Here is a 14,955-nt window from a genome sequence, read left to right on the forward strand (position 1 = left end):
AGCGCCCTTGAGATGACCCTTGGCATGCAATCGCACCCAGTTCTCCAGCGTCTGTTTGGGGATGCCAAGTATCTTGGCCGTGACTGCCGCCGCCTGCCCACCCTTGACCAGCCTGACGGCCTCCAGCTTGAATTCCAGTGTGTACCGCGCCCGTCGTATCGAATCGCTCATTTCTCTCTCCTAAAACTGATTTTTACCTATCAGCTAAGGAGTACGTTTTTCAGGGGTAAGGTCAGCTTGTACATTGGGCAACTTCGACTTGGCGGTTAAAGCGGCCATGATGCTCTCGCATCCTCAGCCACCTATAACCAGTTCATCTTTGTTGCACTTCGTCCTTGAATCCGCCTCATAATCAGGCCGCAGTTATCATGTCAATATGGTTGACCTAAAAAATCCTTCGACACGCGAAGCCATTGAACGGCTTTACTTTGGTTATCGCGCACTCACCGAGCAGCCAGACCGCATTCTGGAAAAAAAGGGCTTGGGCGCGTGCATCATCGCATCTTGTATTTCGTGGGGCGCAGCCCCAGCACGACCGTGAATGCGCTGCTCGAAACATTGAATGTCAGCAAGCAAGCGCTCAATGCGCCCTTACGGCAGTTGATTGAAATGGGCTTGGTGTCCATCACAACCGCTGAACATGATCGCCGAGTGAGACAACTGGTGCTCACCCGCAAGGGCGAACAACTCGAAACACAACTCACAGGCACGCAAATAGCGCAACTGCAAGCGGTGTTTGATGAAGCGGGGTCAGAGGCGCAAGCGGGCTGGCATCGTGTGATGGCGGTGCTGGGTCAGCGACGCAGTTAACTTGATAGGGCGATGGATTTGATGCCCTATCTTCTTGACATCGCAGCAGCTATCTAGCCGCCAATTTGCTGTGCGTCCACAGAGGATGACGGCGGGTATCCAAGACCGCAATCACGTTGGCATGATCATCATTTAGCTGATAGTAAATGGCGTAAGGGAAACGACTTGCCAAACTGCGATGAACACCATTGATCTTGGTATGTACGCCTGCATAAATGATGAGTGAATCAATGTCTGCCATCAAATTTTCTAAAAAATAGCTGCCCAAGCCAATTTTCTGCTGCTGGTAAAACCAAAATCCAGCGAGCAAATCGTCTTGTGCAGAATCCGTGATGCTGATCGCGCTGCAACCATTCACACGCACCACCTCGACAAGACTCAGGTCGTGACTTGCGTCAAACCACGCAAGCGATCTTTGGCTAACTGCCAAGGCATACTTTTTTCATCGCCTGACTGTAGCCTCGCCAAACGCGCCTCCAACACGCCTTGATGCCAAGCTGGAATTAGGCTGGCGTTTTGCTGCGCATCGTCAGACATGGCTTGCCACAAAAGCTCCATGGCTTGTATGCGGTCTTGCGCCGAAAGCTGGGTTAATTCATGAAGTTTCATTTCATCCCCTCGTGTGCGGCAAATCTTAATCCAAGGATGACAAGCGCGCCATCATCATGACAGCGCCTGCCCCAACCGCGCAATCCCCTCGTTGATCTTCGCCACATCCGCCGTGGCAAAGCTCAAACGAATCGCTGTTGTATCGGGGTTACTCGCAAAAAACGGCGTACCCGGCACAAAGGCCACGCCTTTTTCAATCGCGCGTTTGGCAAGTTCGCTGCCGTCTTTCAGTTTGCCGCCAGCGCCTGTGAGCTTGGCCCAAAAGAACAAGCCACCTTGCGGTTGAGTGAAGGTCAAGGCGTCGCCCAATTCGCGCTTCAAGGCGTCGCTCATCGCTTGGGCGCGTTCGGCATACACGCTGCGCACATGTGCCAAGGTGGCGGGCATGCGGCCCGCTTTGAGGTACTGCGCGGCGACGGCTTGTGCAAAGGTGGAGGTGTGGGCATCGCTGAACTGCTTGCACATGGTGGCGCGGGCCAGCAGCGCGGGCGGGGCAATCATCCAGCCCACGCGCAGACCGGGCGACAGCACTTTGCTAAGTGAGCCGCAGTAAATCAGCCATTCACGGCTGCCCGGCACTTGATCGCTCAGGGCCAGCAAAGAAGGCGGCGGCGCATCGCCAAAATACAAGTCCCCATAAGGGTCGTCTTCCACCACCACGGTTTTGTATTTCACGGCGAGCTCAAGCACACGCAAACGACGCTCAAGGCTCAATGTGGCTCCGCTGGGGTTGCCAAAGGTGGGAATGAGATACACCAGCTTGGGCTTGTGCTGCACCAGCATGTCTTCCAACTTGTCCACTTGCACGCCGTGCGCGTCCCCTTTTGTATCAATAGGCACGCCCACCACGTGCGGGCCGTACAAACGAAAGCACTGAATGGTGGCCAAGAAGGTGGGGCCTTCCACCAAAGCCACGTCATTGGGGTTGAGCAAGGTTTTGGCAATCAGGTCGAGCGCTTGCTGGCTGCCCGTGGTGACGATCAGGCCATTGGCATCCAAGCCCTTCACGCCTTTGCTGGCCATGAAGGCTGCGAGTTGTTCACGCAGTGGGTTGTAGCCCTCGGTCGCGCCATATTGCAGGGCCGCGCCGGGCTCTTCGGTCAAGGCCGCGTTGCTGGCTTCGCGAATGCCTTCCACGTCAAACATGGCGCTGTCAGGAAAGCCGCCCGCAAAACTGATGATGCCGGGCTTGCCCAGCAGCTTGAACAATTCACGAATGGCAGAGGTTTCAACGTTATTGAGGCGGTCGGCAAATTGCATAAGAAGATAATCGGGTTCTGACCCCAATTGATTCCAATTGATTCGATGGAATATGAAAAAAGAGCACATTGAGCCATTTTTTGCGACGCTGAAAGTAGCCAATCCGCAGCCCAATACCGAGTTGGAATATACCAGTGTGTTTGAGCTACTCACGGCGGTGCTGCTGAGTGCGCAGGCCACGGATGTGGGGGTGAACAAGGCCACGCGAAAGTTGTTTCCAGTGGCCCACACACCACAACAAATATTGGACCTCGGGCTCGACGGCCTAGAGCGCTACATCAAGACGATTGGCCTGTACCACAGCAAAGCCAAACACTTGATGCAAACCTGCCGCATCTTGGTGGAGCAGCACCAAGGCCAAGTGCCGCGCACACGCGAAGCACTCGAGGCCTTGCCCGGCGTGGGCCGCAAAACCGCCAACGTGGTGTTGAACGTGGCGTTTGGCGAGCCCACGATGGCGGTGGACACGCATATTTTTCGCGTGGGTAACCGCACGGGCTTGGCCAAAGGCAAAACGCCTTTGGCGGTGGAGATGCAACTGATGAAGCGCATCCCCGCTGAATACTTGGTGGACGCCCACCACTGGCTCATCTTGCATGGCCGCTATGTCTGCCAAGCACGCAAGCCGTTGTGCTGGCAGTGTGGGGTGTCTGCGTTTTGTAGCTTCAAGCCCAAGACGACGAAGGATTGAAACGACGCGCGACCAAGCGGCCTTACCAAGCTACGCCCAGTCATTGATTGACCATTTGCGTCAGCACTACGAAACACAAGCCAAGGCTTAAGCCACCAAGCGCCACAGCACCTCGGCACTCATGTGCTGGTCGAGGTAGTCTGCCAAGCCTTCAAACACAGTGTCTAAGGTAGGGGTGTGCGCACCAAACAAGGCTTGCAAAACAGCAGGGTCTTCAAACAAACCGTGCAAGTAGCACCCCATCACATTGCCCACATCGTTTTGCCATGCCAAACCTAGCATCACCTCATGCGCCAGTTGACCTGCGGCGGCCATGGCGCTATGCGCTTGGGTGTGGCCGTGGTGGATTTCATAGCCAGACACTTGCACGCCCGAGAGTGCAGACCATGCACCACGCAAGTGAGCCCAGGTGGCGGTGGTGCGCTGCACCGTTTTATCGGCCGCAAACTGTGTGACGACAGGCAACAGCCCCAAGCCTGCGGCGTTGCCATCAATGCCGTGTGTGTCAATCAAGGCCTCGCCCAACATTTGCAAGCCACCGCAAATACCCAAGACCGCGCCACCCTGCGCGGCGTGTTGGGTGATGGCAGCATCGAGGCCTTGAGCACGCAGCCATGCGAGGTCGCTGCTGGTGTGCTTGGAGCCGGGCAAGATGATCCAATCACTCGCCTGCAAGCTGGCCAAATCTGCGGGACTGCGCACCCAAAGCAAGCGCACATCGGGCACGTTCTTCAAGGGTTGAAATTCATCGAGGTTGCTGATGCGTGGGTAGGCGATGACCGCCACGGTTCTGACCGCAGTCCTTGTTTGACTGCCTAATCGCCCCAAGGCGTCATGGAACAGTCCATCTTCTTCTGGCAGGCCGTGCTGCCACCACATGGGCAGCACCGCCACGGTGGGCACGCCCGTGCGCTCTTGTAGCATCTGTGGCGCGGGGGCGAGCAAGGCTGCATCGCCGCGAAACTTGTTGAGCACAAAGCCGTAGATACGCGCTTGGTCAAGGGGTGGCAGCAAGGCCCATGTGCCGTAGAGGTGGGCGAATGCGCCCCCACGGTCAATATCGGTCACGAGTAAGCAACGGGCATCGGCATGCCGTGCCACGCGCAAATTGACGATGTCGCTGTCCATGAGGTTGACCTCTGCGGGTGAGCCTGCGCCTTCGATCACCACCACATCGTTTTCGGCGCGTAACGCGTCGAGTGAGGCGGCAATTTGAGGCCACACTTTTTCGCTGCGCTCGCGCCACGGCGTGTTCGTCAGCGCTGGGTTCACCTCGCCCAGCAACACCACCTGGCTGTGGGTGTCGGCCTCCGGCTTGAGCAGCAAGGGGTTCATGCGCACATCGGGCTCGACTTTGGCCGCGAGTGCTTGGAAGTATTGGGCAGAACCTACTTCGCCGAGCCCGTTGTGCGAGGCCACCACGCGCGCGTTGTTGCTCATGTTCTGTGCTTTGAATGGCGCGACCTTGAAGCCTTGACGCGCATACCAACGGCACAGTGCAGTGGTCAACCAGCTTTTGCCAGCACCGCTGGAGGTACCCAACACCATGACGCAACGCGCGAGTTTCATACGGTTGAGCGCCTAGGCGCAGACACCCACTGCCCCTCTAGCGCATGAATGGCAATGCGGTGATCAAAGACCGCCTCGACCGCACGGTGCGTGGCGGCGTCAGTACATGCACCTTGGTGCGTCACATATCCGGCTTGCATGACCACCATGTCGTCGGCATGCAAGGCCATGCCGACTTCGTGCAACACGCTGATGACGGTGGTGTTTTGTGAAGTCAGGCAACGCACTTGTTCTAGCCAATCGACTTGATGCGGCGGGTCGAGGTTGGCCAATGGTTCGTCCATCAACATCACTTGCGCTTGCACAGCCATGGCGCGTGCCAGCAACACGCGCTGACGTTCGCCTCCCGAGAGTTGCCCTAAGGCCCGCTCACGCCAATCCCATACTTGCGTGGCGCGTAATGCGGTTTCGACCACGGCGTGGTCTTGCGCGGTGGGTGCAGCCAGCCAAGCTTGGTGCGGGATGCGCCCGAGCATAACCACATCCCACACCCGCAAGTCGTCCGAGGCAGATTCGTTTTGGCCCAACCACGACAACTGCTGGGCACGCTGTTGGCGGTTCATCGCCGTGAGTTCTTGGTCAAACAAGAGGATGCGCCCCGTCGTGGGCAACAGCCCAGCCAAAGCTTTGAGCAAGGTAGATTTGCCTGCCCCGTTGGGGCCGACGATGCTGGTCCACCGACCCGCGACAAAGGACATGTCCACGCCATGCAAGACCTCTTGCCCAGCCAAGGACACATGCAGGTCGCGTACACGCAAAGCCATTGTTGGCAGCTTCATGGCGAGGTCCTTGTGATTTGGCTGCGGTACATCAGCCACAGCAAATAACCGCCCCCCAACACAGCGGTCAAAACACCCACGGGCATCTCTTGCGGGGCCCACAACAGGCGGGCCAGCAAGTCTGCCGCCAGCAGCAGCAAGCCGCCCATCAAAGCAGCCAGCACCACCATCCAGTGGTGCGAGGTCTTAACCCGCGAGCGCACCAAGTGCGGTGCAGCCAATCCGACAAAAGCCACCAATCCTGTCTGCGCCACCGCAGCGCCTGTGGCCAGCGCCAAGACACAGACCAAGGCCACACGCACAGGCGCGATCGGCAAGCCCAAACTCAAGGCGGTGGATTCACCGAGGCTCAACGCATCGAGCACGCGACTCAAGACCACAGCCAACACCAAGCACACCGACAACACGCCCAACATCAACACACACGCGTTCCAACCAATAAAGCTGGTGGAGCCCAATAAAAATCCTTGCATGCCTTGCAGCACATCAGGCCGCATGAGGGTGATGAGCGAAGCCATGGCACCCAAGACCACGCCCACAATGACACCGGCCAGCAACAAGCGCAAAGTCTGCTGCACGCCACGCGCCAACACCAGTGTGAGCAACGCGGCCAACACGGCGCCAACAAAGGCAGCCCCCGTTAACCCCAAGCGCACCAAGAACTCGGTGGCAAACGGGTGAACGCCAAACAAGGCCAGCGCCACAGCCACGCCCAACGAGGCTCCTGAAGCACTGCCCAACAAGTACGGATCCGCCAATGGGTTGCGAAACAAGCCTTGCGCCAAAGCGCCCGCTAAACCCAGCAAGGCACCCGCCGCACAAGCGCCTAGGCTACGAGGTAAACGAATGTCCCACACAATCTGCCAAGCGATGTCGTCGTGCCATGCATGCAACCAACTCTCCACCCCGGTACTCCCCACAGCGCTGCCCAGCGCAATGCCGAGGGCACACAACACCCACAAATTCAACGCCACCACCCACGGTGACTCGCGTGTCGCGTGCAACGTCATGGCTGCTCCTTCTTCATGCTTGCTTTGTCTGTCAAACACTGAGCCATCAAGCGGGCCGCCTCGGCCATGCGCGGACCTGCGCGGACCAACACATCGGACTCGTCGGGTTTGAAATGGCACACGCGATGTGTGCGCATGGCGCGCAAGTTTTGCCAGCCTGGCCGCATGGCCATGTCGGCAAAATTGCTGTCACCCACCATGATGATGTCGGGCTGGGCACGCACCACAAACTCTGGATTGATTTGGGGAAACGGCCCCAAGGACGCAGGCAAGATGTTGCGCGCACCCAAGCGTTGCAGCGTTTCGCCAATGAACGACGACTCACTCGCACCATAAGGCGTGCGACTCACTTCAAAGTAAACGCGTTGACCTTTGGCCTGTGCAGGCATGGCTTGCGCAGCAGCATTCACCGCGGCATCGATATGACGCCACACACGCTCAGCCTCTTGCGGCGGCACACCCAGCGCTTGCGCGACAAGGTTCATGACGCGCTGCACATCGGCATGTGAGCGCGGCTCGAAGGCCAGCACGGTCAGCCCGAGCGCGGTGAAACGGTCGGCACCGCGTGCTGAAGTCGCCATCAAAACCAAATCAGGTTTGAGCGCGACCACGCTTTCGATGTTGGGGTCAATGCCGCCGCCTAGGCGTGGCAGCTTGGCCAAGCTTTCGGGCCAATTGGAATAACGGTCCACGCCGACCAATTTGTCACATTGCCCCAAAGCACACACGGTCTCGGTGAGTGAAGGCAGCAGGCTGACGATGCGCTGCGGGGGCTTGGCAAGGCTCACCGCCACTTGGCGGTCGTCACGCAACACCACGGCCTGTGTCGTGATGACGAAGAAGCACAAAGCAGACAAGGCGACGATGCGTTTAAGCATAGGTTGCCTCCCAGCGTTGGAAGATGTGGTGTAACTGCGTCACGCCATCGGTCAAGGCCGCAGGGCCTGGCTGCAAGATATCGGCAGACTTGATTTCAAAAACTTGTTGGTGGCGAACCGCTGGCACGTCTTGCCAACCGACACGTGCCATGGCATTTTCAGGACGGAATTTTTTACCGCACAAAGACCCAATGATGATGTCTGGCGCACGCTCGATGATGGCTTGGCCGCTCGCAATGATGCGGTCTTTGCCCATGGGCATACGCGCCAACTCTGGGAAACAGTCGTCACCACCGGCCACGCCAATTAGCTCAGACACCCAACGGATGGCGCTGATGTGCGGTTCATCCCACTCTTCAAAATAAACCTTGGGCCGACGCTTGAACGCAGCTGCTGTGGTTTGGATGGCGTCGAGTTGTGAGCGCATGTGTTGCAAACGCTGCAAGCCTTGCTCGGCCTGGCCCACCATCGCCGCGACTTGGTAGAGCATGGAAAAAATCTCGTCCACACTGCGCTGGTTGAACACCGTCACCTGCACACCTGCACGAATCAGCAGCGCAGCGATGTCGGCTTGCAAATCAGAAAAACCAAAAACGCAATCGGGCTTGAGCGCCAAGATTTTGTCTATCCTGGCGCTCAGGAACGCGCTGACTTTGGGTTTCTCATTACGCGCACGGCGTGGACGCACGGTGTAACCCGAAATGCCCACAATGCGCGCCTCTTGCCCCAGCATGTACAGCCACTCTGTCGTTTCCTCGGTGAGGCAGACGATGCGTTGGGGGAGAAAATCAACCATAGGTTTTATTGTGGTTGGTATTGCAACGTAGCAAAGATACCGCGACCTGGGGTGTTGTAGCCACCAGCCAACTCATAGTTGCGATTGAAGGCGTTTTCAAGCTTGACGCGCCCTGTCCAGTTGGTATCGAGTTTGCAGCTGGCATAAAACGACCAAAGAGAATAGCCCGCCAACATATTTGAATTCACCTCATTGATATCAGGTCTTGCGCCAGATGCAAACAACTTGGCGCCTAGTTCATACCCGAGCACGTTTCGCGAAATATCAAATGAGCCGTATTCTTTAGCACGTCGCCCTGCCGGATACCCCCCTGTGACATTTTTAGCGTCTTGTCGAACAGCTGAAATTTTGAGGCTGTTGCCTAACCAGATACTTCGCAATGACGCCTCAACTCCTTTGTTTTGAATCTCACCAGCATTTTTCACAGACCAAACTTGAGAAGCATCTTCAAACCAGTCAATCGCATTCATGGTTCGTGTTTCAAAATAAACAACTCGAGCCAAGGTTTGACTTTGTGTATACGTTAAACCACCCTCGTTCGATCTAAATTTTTCTTGAGTCAAATTTGGATTGTTAGAAATTTCAGTTGCAGAAGGTGCTCTAAATCCAGTTGAGGTCGTGGCTGTTGCCTTGAGTACGCTATTTAATTGGTAACCCAAGCCGAGCAAGCTTGAGTTTGCATTGAGCTGAGAATTTAGCAATGAGTCTTGCGCTCGACGATCAATTTCAACTCGATCACGTCGGAAATTAGCTTGTATTGAAAATTTATCGATTGTTTGAGTTAATCCTGTGAATGCACCTGTGGTGCGACGATCCATCACAAAATCACCGAATTGCTCGTGCCTATCGGCAACGTAGTCAGCTCCGAAATTTAACGTTGTAGTTGGTAATAGTTGATAGTTATTCGTCCAATGAACCGAGTTTTGTTGTGACCTGTAACGTCCATTGTCCATGTTGTTTTTTATCTCTTCATAACTGGTCGTTGCACTAGATACATCCAGTGTGCTGAACCATTGCTCGTTCATAGCCCGATGTGCATAGACACTTACTACATCAGTCTTTTTAATTGACTGATGTTTATCGGTGGGAACGGAAGGTGAGTAGTCAGGATTCGATTTAGCGTCGTAATCAACATTAGAGACATTGGTTCTCCACCGAATCCCAACTTGAAGATTCGCATCAATTTTTTTATCGAATCGCGCAGCTGCGTAGTCTGATGAATATCCATCGCTATCGGGGTTCGCCGAGTTGCTTTTTGCAGGATTCATAGACGAAAAACCACTCGAAGCCTTTTTCCCGATATTTAAATCAAAAGCATAGTCATCCACAGAACCGCCGATGCCCGTGTTCATGTCCGACGTGTTTTTGGATCCATAGCCGATAGAGCCATAGGCACTAGGTGTACCTTTACGTTGACGTGTGTAAATATTAATCATCCCGCCCACCGCGGCTTCACCATACAGAGCACCCGCATTACCGCGCAAAATTTCAATTCGTTCAATTTGAGATAGGGGCATTTCAGTCATGGTTAAAAAACCACCCCCATCGGTTTGAGTTCTGATGCCATCGACCAACACGACAAGCCCGTTGCTGGCTTGCCCGCGTAAGAAAATCGAAGTTTGCGACCCTGGACCACCGTTACGCCCATATTCAATACCTGGCTCACCCTGCAGTAGGTCTACTAAGCTGGCTGCCTGTGATCGCTCAATGTCCTTTCGCGTGATCACAGACACCGACGACAGCACTTCCGATAGAGGTTGTTCCACCCGCGTTGCAGAGACAACGACGGGGTTAATTTCAATGCCTTGTGCCTGCACACTCGCAGCGACAGCTAGAGACAAAACAGATAGCGCAGGCACAAACGCACGCGCACGCAGACGAATAGATTTCTTCATGATTTAAGACCAACAGTTGTGTGCTCTCACCGCCTTCCCCGGCAGTGCTTGAGCGATTTAGCAATGCGTTTTTGAAGCGCACCGCCACCTTGTTGGCCGGTATCCGGGCTGGCGGAGACGACCTCTGTCGCCTTCCCAAGCGCTTGTTCAAGGCGCTCAGTGGCTTGTGTGACAGAAGCGGAGCCAAAAGGCTCGTCCGCTTGACCGTTGCGGGGGCAGCGCAGGTTAAGTGTTGTCGAGCTTGTCGACGCAACCCTCCTGCTTCCCGTTGAACTGCGGCGTGTGAACCACACCGCGAGCACCAACGTTGACAATTTTAACAACCAAGCTTGCACGCACCTTAAAATGCGTTGGCCATGTCACAAACACCCCTGATCGATCAAATTGCGCAACGTGTCGAGCATTTGCTGCTACGTCACGAAGAACTGCAACGCACCAACGCTTTGCTTGCTACCCAGATGCAAGAACTCATGCACGAACGCGACTTGCTCAAGTCCCGCTTGGCCGCCGCCCGTCATCGGATTGACGCATTGATTGATCGCCTGCCGCAAGGCACTGAATCCAAGGACAACGCATGAAACAGATCGAAGTTCAGATCATGGGCCAGGGCTATGTGTTGGGCTGCCCCGAAGGGGGTGAGACACGTTTGAGCGAAGCGGTTGGCAAAGTCGATCAAGCCATGTGCAAGATTCGCGATGCGGGCAAGATCAAAGCGCGTGACCGTATCGCGGTATTAGCCGCCCTCAATTTGGCGTTTGACTTGACTGACCGCCCTGCCACGCCCCCCCTCCGTGCTGACGATGGGTCACACAGCACAGATCTGCACAATTTGTTGCAGCGCATGGATGCGGTGCTCGCACACGACAACCAACTCATCTAACGCGCCCTACAATTAAGGCGTCTGCAAGTCCTTGGGGCTTTATATTTCCTTGAACCAATGCTCATTGAGCTCGGGCTTGGAACATTGTTTGATGAGCGTGAGCGTCTCGCGTCAGATGAACCCAACGTCAAACTGACCTCGCCCACCTGAACCCCTGGTTCAGGATGACGGTCTCAGGGCTCCTTGCAGACACCTTTATTTTTCTCAAGGCCTACGCTCTTATGGACCTCCAACCCCAATTGATGATTGAACTTGCCATGCTTGGCATTTGCACGGGCTTCTTGGCTGGCTTGCTGGGCATTGGCGGAGGTATGGTGATGGTGCCGTTCATCACGTTCATGCTCTCGCATCGCGGGGTGGATGCAGACTTGGCAGTCAAGATGGCAATTGCCACATCGATGGCAACCATCATTTTTACCTCGGTGTCTAGCGTGCGTGCGCACCACCAACGTGGCGCCGTGCGCTGGGATTTGGTCCAATGCTTGGCCCCTGGCATTGTGCTGGGCAGCATGCTGGGTAGCTTGGGCGTGTTCGCAATGCTCAAGGGCTCTTACTTGGCCATCTTCTTTGGTTTGTTTGTGGGCTTCTCAGCCACACAAATGTTTTTAGACAAGAAGCCAGCCCCCACGCGCCAAGTTCCAGCCACCGCAGGCCTGCTGGGTGCAGGCGGAGTGATTGGTTTTATTTCTGGTTTGGTAGGTGCAGGCGGCGGCTTTATCAGCGTGCCATTCATGACGTGGTGCAATGTGGCGATTCACAACGCAGTGGCTACCAGTGCCGCTTTAGGTTTTCCTATCGCGGTGGCCAATGTGCTGGGTTACGTCATCAGCGGAATGTCAGTGCAAGGTTTACCTGCTGACGCATTTGGTTTTATTTGGGTGCCTGCCTTGGTGGTGATTGCCGCTTGCAGCGTATTCACAGCGCCCTTAGGAGCCAAAGCAGCACACATGCTGCCTGTGAAAAAACTCAAACGTGTATTTGCCAGCGTCTTGTATGTGTTGGCCGCTTATATGTTTTACAAAGGGATCACCAGCTGATCACTGTGGCACCAAGCACCATGGTGCTTGGTATTCGACCAAGCCCATCCACAAGGCCCAGCCAGAGCTGATCGCCAGTGCTAAACCCGCCAAGCGCACGCCCCACGCGCCGCTGCGACCGTCCACGTTTTGTACGCCACGCAAGCGCAACCATGCCCACGGACCAATCGTCAGCACCACCGCGCTACCAAGGGCGAACAAGGCCATCGCACCTGCGCCTTCGAGCGGACTGTTGCTGAGTGCGGCGACCAAGAGCGCACCATACAGCAAGCCGCAAGGCATCAAGGCCCACAAAACGCCCAGGATGACAGCGCCACCATTGCGCAGTTTGAGGTGTGCCATCTTGGCCTGCACACGCCGCCAAATGCTGCGCCCAACACCTTCAAGCCAAATGGGTTGCTCGCCACGCCAAAGCAACAGCACCCCCACTATGAAGGCCACGATGTGTAGCAAGGTCCAGAGCGGACGAAACACGGCGGACTGAGTGCTGAGCCAACCCACGCCTTGCATGGTGGTGGCCGCCAGCGCGCCTAAGGCGCTGTAGCCCGCGATACGACCTAGTTGGAACAAAAGCATGGCCGCCGCTCCTTGACCGCCCGTTTGTTTTTGCGCGGCACGCCCAATGCCTGCACAGGCGGCACCGCACATGGCGAGGCAGTGTGGCCCGCCCGCCAGCCCCATCAAGAGTGCGGTGAGGGCCAAAGTTTTATTCATCAGATGATTTTAGAGAACCTTGTACGGCTCTTGTCGACTTGCACAAACCTGCCAGCTGATTTAAGCGGTCAAAGGATCGCAACACGTCTCTTGCTTGAGGCATCCGTCGGGGCGTTCAGCGGCACCAGCGGGGAACGATTCAGCTCAAACGGTGACACGGAGAGCAAGGCTGTCAAGGCACTGGATGCGGTTGTCATGACCCAGAAAACAAAAAACGACAAGGTGTAGACACCTTGTCGTGACAACTCAATGGGTTGACCCAACCATTGCATATCTTGCGGATCGACAAATGCGAACACCAGCATTTCTAAAACGCCCGCTACCAAGAAAGCAGGCCATGCAATCCACATCATTCGTTGAGCCAACATGCCGATTCTCCTGAAAAGCAATGATGTCAGTTTAGACCTCAACGACTTGAACAGGTCACGGGGTTTTCGCGGGGGTCTCTGACTGAGGAATAGCAGCGCGCGGTGTCACCACATGATTGCGAGCCTGCATGGCAGGCATGAGCTGGAGGTCTTTTTTAGCCTCCAAAGTTTTGTTGATGTCTAAACCGCGACGGTAGTAGTCATCGGCAATCACCGGATCTGGCACACGAATGGCGATCGCTAAAGTGATGAAGCACGCCACAACGACGGCGGCGGGGCCTGCAATGATGAGCCAAACGTGACCGTACTGCCACCAAGATTTGGTATCTGATGTGTCTTGTTTCATGATGTATTACCTAGGAACGATGAAAACAGATTTTTCGACCACGAAGTCATCCGTGCCCAAGGCCTGAATTTCAAACACGATTTTGTGTGAACCGCCTTCGACCGACCCATAAGGCACATCAGCGCGAAGCACAATCCACCTCGCTTGGGCGGGGTTCACCTTCACTTCGGTGTCGGTTGTGATTTTCAAGCTCGATAATCCTTTGACGGACAAACGATAGGTTTGCGCCGTCTCTGCGGCATTCATGATTTGCAAGCGATACACGTTCTCTAAGGTGCCGTATTCTGTGATGCGGGACAAGGTTGAACGGTCACGCACGACATCCACTTTGAACGGCGTGCGTAAACTGAGCGAAACCAGCAAACCAACGGTGATGGCGACCAAGATCATGGTGTAGATCTGAATACGCGGACGCATCAGACGTTGCCAGATTTGTTGCGACGTCCATTTGTTGTCGATCGCATTTTGTGTCGAGTAACGGACCAAACCTCGGGCGTAACCCATCTTGTTCATCACGGTGTCGCACACATCAGCACAAGCACCGCAACCAATGCACTCGTATTGCAAGCCATCGCGAATATCAATACCCGTGGGACACACTTGCACACACAAGGTGCAGTCCACGCAGGCCCCGAGATTCAACGCGGCTACCTCTGCCTTTTTGGAGCGTGGACCACGCGGCTCTCCACGCTCGGTATCGTAGGTGACGATGAGTGTGTCGTTGTCAAACATGGCACTTTGAAAGCGCGCATAGGGACACATGTATTTGCATACTTGCTCACGCATAAAGCCCGCATTTCCATACGTGGCAAAAGCATAGAAGAGTACCCAGAACAGCTCCCACGAACTCATTTGCGTTAGGAAGAACTCCATCGCCAATTCACGAATAGGCGTGAAGTAGCCCACAAAAGTAAAGCCCGTCCAGATCGACAAGAAGATCCAAATGATGTGCTTGTACCATTTCTTGACGAGCTTCTCCAAAGAGAAATTGGCATCATCCAAACGCATACGCGCAGAGCGGTCGCCTTCGACTTTGCGCTCAATCCACAAGAAGATTTCGCTGTATACCGTCTGCGGGCAGGCATAGCCACACCACAAACGCCCAGCCACCGCCGTGAACAAGAACAGCGTCAGCGCTGAAATCACCAACAGGCCAGTGAGATAAATAAAGTCTGGCGGATTCAAGGACGAAGTGCAACAAAGATGAACTGGTTATAGGTGGCTGAGGATGCGAGAGCATCATGGCCGCTTTAACCGCCAAGTCGAAGTTGCCCAATGTACAAGCACCTCAGCCGAGAAGAACGATACCAAAT

At 55.3% G+C, this 14,955-nt stretch carries 19 protein-coding genes and 1 riboswitch; of the genes, 5 read left to right on the forward strand and 14 right to left on the reverse strand.

Annotation, left to right across the window (positions count from 1 at the left end; all coding sequences use genetic code 11):
* Positions 1 to 171 (reverse strand): transposase (locus RMS03_RS06675; RefSeq protein ID WP_310626323.1); only part of this gene is annotated, 171 nt, incomplete at its 3' end.
* A 318-nt stretch (positions 172 to 489) separates the two neighbouring features.
* Here RMS03_RS06675 and RMS03_RS06680 point away from each other — a divergent pair.
* Entirely contained in the window at positions 490 to 810 is a 321-nt protein-coding gene (locus tag RMS03_RS06680; protein ID WP_310626305.1) for a MarR family transcriptional regulator, read from the forward strand.
* A 49-nt stretch (positions 811 to 859) separates the two neighbouring features.
* Here RMS03_RS06680 and RMS03_RS06685 read toward each other — a convergent pair whose 3' ends face one another.
* The 3 genes from RMS03_RS06685 to RMS03_RS06695 are packed head-to-tail and all read right to left on the reverse strand — an operon-like array spanning position 860 to position 2,679.
* Complete coding sequence (locus RMS03_RS06685; protein ID WP_310626306.1) at positions 860 to 1,168, reverse strand: hypothetical protein; 309 nt, start codon at positions 1,166 to 1,168, stop codon at positions 860 to 862.
* Between the two features lie 20 nt (positions 1,169 to 1,188).
* Positions 1,189 to 1,419, reverse strand: a complete 231-nt coding sequence (locus RMS03_RS06690; protein WP_310626307.1) for an addiction module protein — start codon at positions 1,417 to 1,419, stop codon at positions 1,189 to 1,191.
* Positions 1,420 to 1,473: 54 nt separating this feature from the next.
* Positions 1,474 to 2,679, reverse strand: a complete 1,206-nt coding sequence (locus RMS03_RS06695; RefSeq protein ID WP_310626308.1) for a PLP-dependent aminotransferase family protein — start codon at positions 2,677 to 2,679, stop codon at positions 1,474 to 1,476.
* A gap of 52 nt (positions 2,680 to 2,731) precedes the next feature.
* Between RMS03_RS06695 and nth the strand changes: the two genes are divergently transcribed.
* Positions 2,732 to 3,370, forward strand: a complete 639-nt coding sequence (gene nth / locus RMS03_RS06700) for an endonuclease III (protein WP_310626309.1) — start codon at positions 2,732 to 2,734, stop codon at positions 3,368 to 3,370.
* An 87-nt stretch (positions 3,371 to 3,457) separates the two neighbouring features.
* Here the strand turns inward: nth and RMS03_RS06705 are convergent, their stop codons facing one another.
* Genes RMS03_RS06705 through RMS03_RS06730 form a run of 6 tightly spaced genes read right to left on the reverse strand, consistent with a single transcriptional unit; the run spans position 3,458 to position 10,297 of the window.
* A complete protein-coding gene (locus tag RMS03_RS06705) occupies positions 3,458 to 4,939 on the reverse strand; it encodes a cobyric acid synthase (protein ID WP_310626310.1) in 1,482 nt (493 codons plus the stop codon).
* Complete coding sequence (locus RMS03_RS06710) at positions 4,936 to 5,718, reverse strand: ABC transporter ATP-binding protein (protein ID WP_310626311.1); 783 nt, start codon at positions 5,716 to 5,718, stop codon at positions 4,936 to 4,938. The genes RMS03_RS06705 and RMS03_RS06710 overlap by 4 nt, the downstream gene beginning before the upstream one ends.
* Positions 5,715 to 6,728 carry an iron ABC transporter permease gene (locus RMS03_RS06715; RefSeq protein WP_310626312.1) on the reverse strand — a complete coding sequence of 338 codons (1,014 nt, stop codon included), beginning with the start codon at positions 6,726 to 6,728 and terminating at the stop codon, positions 5,715 to 5,717. Before RMS03_RS06715 ends, RMS03_RS06710 begins: the two co-directional genes overlap by 4 nt.
* On the reverse strand, positions 6,725 to 7,606 hold the full coding sequence (locus RMS03_RS06720; RefSeq protein ID WP_310626313.1) for a helical backbone metal receptor: 882 nt from the start codon (positions 7,604 to 7,606) through the stop codon (positions 6,725 to 6,727). Before RMS03_RS06720 ends, RMS03_RS06715 begins: the two co-directional genes overlap by 4 nt.
* Positions 7,599 to 8,402, reverse strand: coding sequence for an ABC transporter substrate-binding protein (locus RMS03_RS06725; protein WP_310626314.1), 804 nt, complete (start codon positions 8,400 to 8,402; stop codon positions 7,599 to 7,601). The genes RMS03_RS06720 and RMS03_RS06725 overlap by 8 nt, the downstream gene beginning before the upstream one ends.
* Positions 8,403 to 8,407: 5 nt before the next feature.
* Positions 8,408 to 10,297, reverse strand: a complete 1,890-nt coding sequence (locus RMS03_RS06730) for a TonB-dependent receptor domain-containing protein (RefSeq protein ID WP_310626315.1) — start codon at positions 10,295 to 10,297, stop codon at positions 8,408 to 8,410.
* Between the two features lie 76 nt (positions 10,298 to 10,373).
* A riboswitch (cobalamin riboswitch) is annotated at positions 10,374 to 10,618 on the reverse strand.
* Between the two features lie 35 nt (positions 10,619 to 10,653).
* On the opposite strand from RMS03_RS06730, the gene RMS03_RS06735 reads away from it, so the two are divergent.
* The 3 genes from RMS03_RS06735 (at position 10,654) to RMS03_RS06745 (ending at position 12,214) form a co-directional block, all read left to right on the forward strand.
* The gene (locus RMS03_RS06735) at positions 10,654 to 10,875 is read left to right on the forward strand and encodes a DUF904 domain-containing protein (protein WP_310626316.1); all 222 of its coding nucleotides are present in this window, start codon (positions 10,654 to 10,656) and stop codon (positions 10,873 to 10,875) included.
* Positions 10,872 to 11,177, forward strand: coding sequence for a cell division protein ZapA (locus RMS03_RS06740; RefSeq protein WP_310626317.1), 306 nt, complete (start codon positions 10,872 to 10,874; stop codon positions 11,175 to 11,177). Before RMS03_RS06735 ends, RMS03_RS06740 begins: the two co-directional genes overlap by 4 nt.
* Positions 11,178 to 11,398: 221 nt before the next feature.
* Positions 11,399 to 12,214 (forward strand): sulfite exporter TauE/SafE family protein, encoded by an 816-nt coding sequence (locus RMS03_RS06745; protein WP_310626318.1) that lies wholly within the window; start codon positions 11,399 to 11,401, stop codon positions 12,212 to 12,214.
* On the opposite strand, the gene RMS03_RS06750 is transcribed toward RMS03_RS06745, so the two are convergent.
* From RMS03_RS06750 to ccoG, 4 genes are all read right to left on the reverse strand, one after another.
* A complete protein-coding gene (locus RMS03_RS06750) occupies positions 12,215 to 12,928 on the reverse strand; it encodes a sulfite exporter TauE/SafE family protein (RefSeq protein ID WP_310626319.1) in 714 nt (237 codons plus the stop codon). It lies immediately after the preceding gene.
* 68 nt (positions 12,929 to 12,996) lie between these two features.
* Positions 12,997 to 13,296, reverse strand: coding sequence for a hypothetical protein (locus RMS03_RS06755; RefSeq protein WP_310626320.1), 300 nt, complete (start codon positions 13,294 to 13,296; stop codon positions 12,997 to 12,999).
* 55 nt (positions 13,297 to 13,351) lie between these two features.
* Entirely contained in the window at positions 13,352 to 13,642 is a 291-nt protein-coding gene (locus tag RMS03_RS06760; RefSeq protein WP_310626321.1) for a FixH family protein, read from the reverse strand.
* A 6-nt stretch (positions 13,643 to 13,648) separates the two neighbouring features.
* Positions 13,649 to 14,827 carry a cytochrome c oxidase accessory protein CcoG gene (gene ccoG, locus RMS03_RS06765; protein WP_310626322.1) on the reverse strand — a complete coding sequence of 393 codons (1,179 nt, stop codon included), beginning with the start codon at positions 14,825 to 14,827 and terminating at the stop codon, positions 13,649 to 13,651.
* Positions 14,828 to 14,955: the final 128 nt, after the last annotated feature.

It is taken from the genome of Limnohabitans sp., from assembly GCF_031538885.1.
Lineage (GTDB): Bacteria > Pseudomonadota > Gammaproteobacteria > Burkholderiales > Burkholderiaceae_C > Limnohabitans.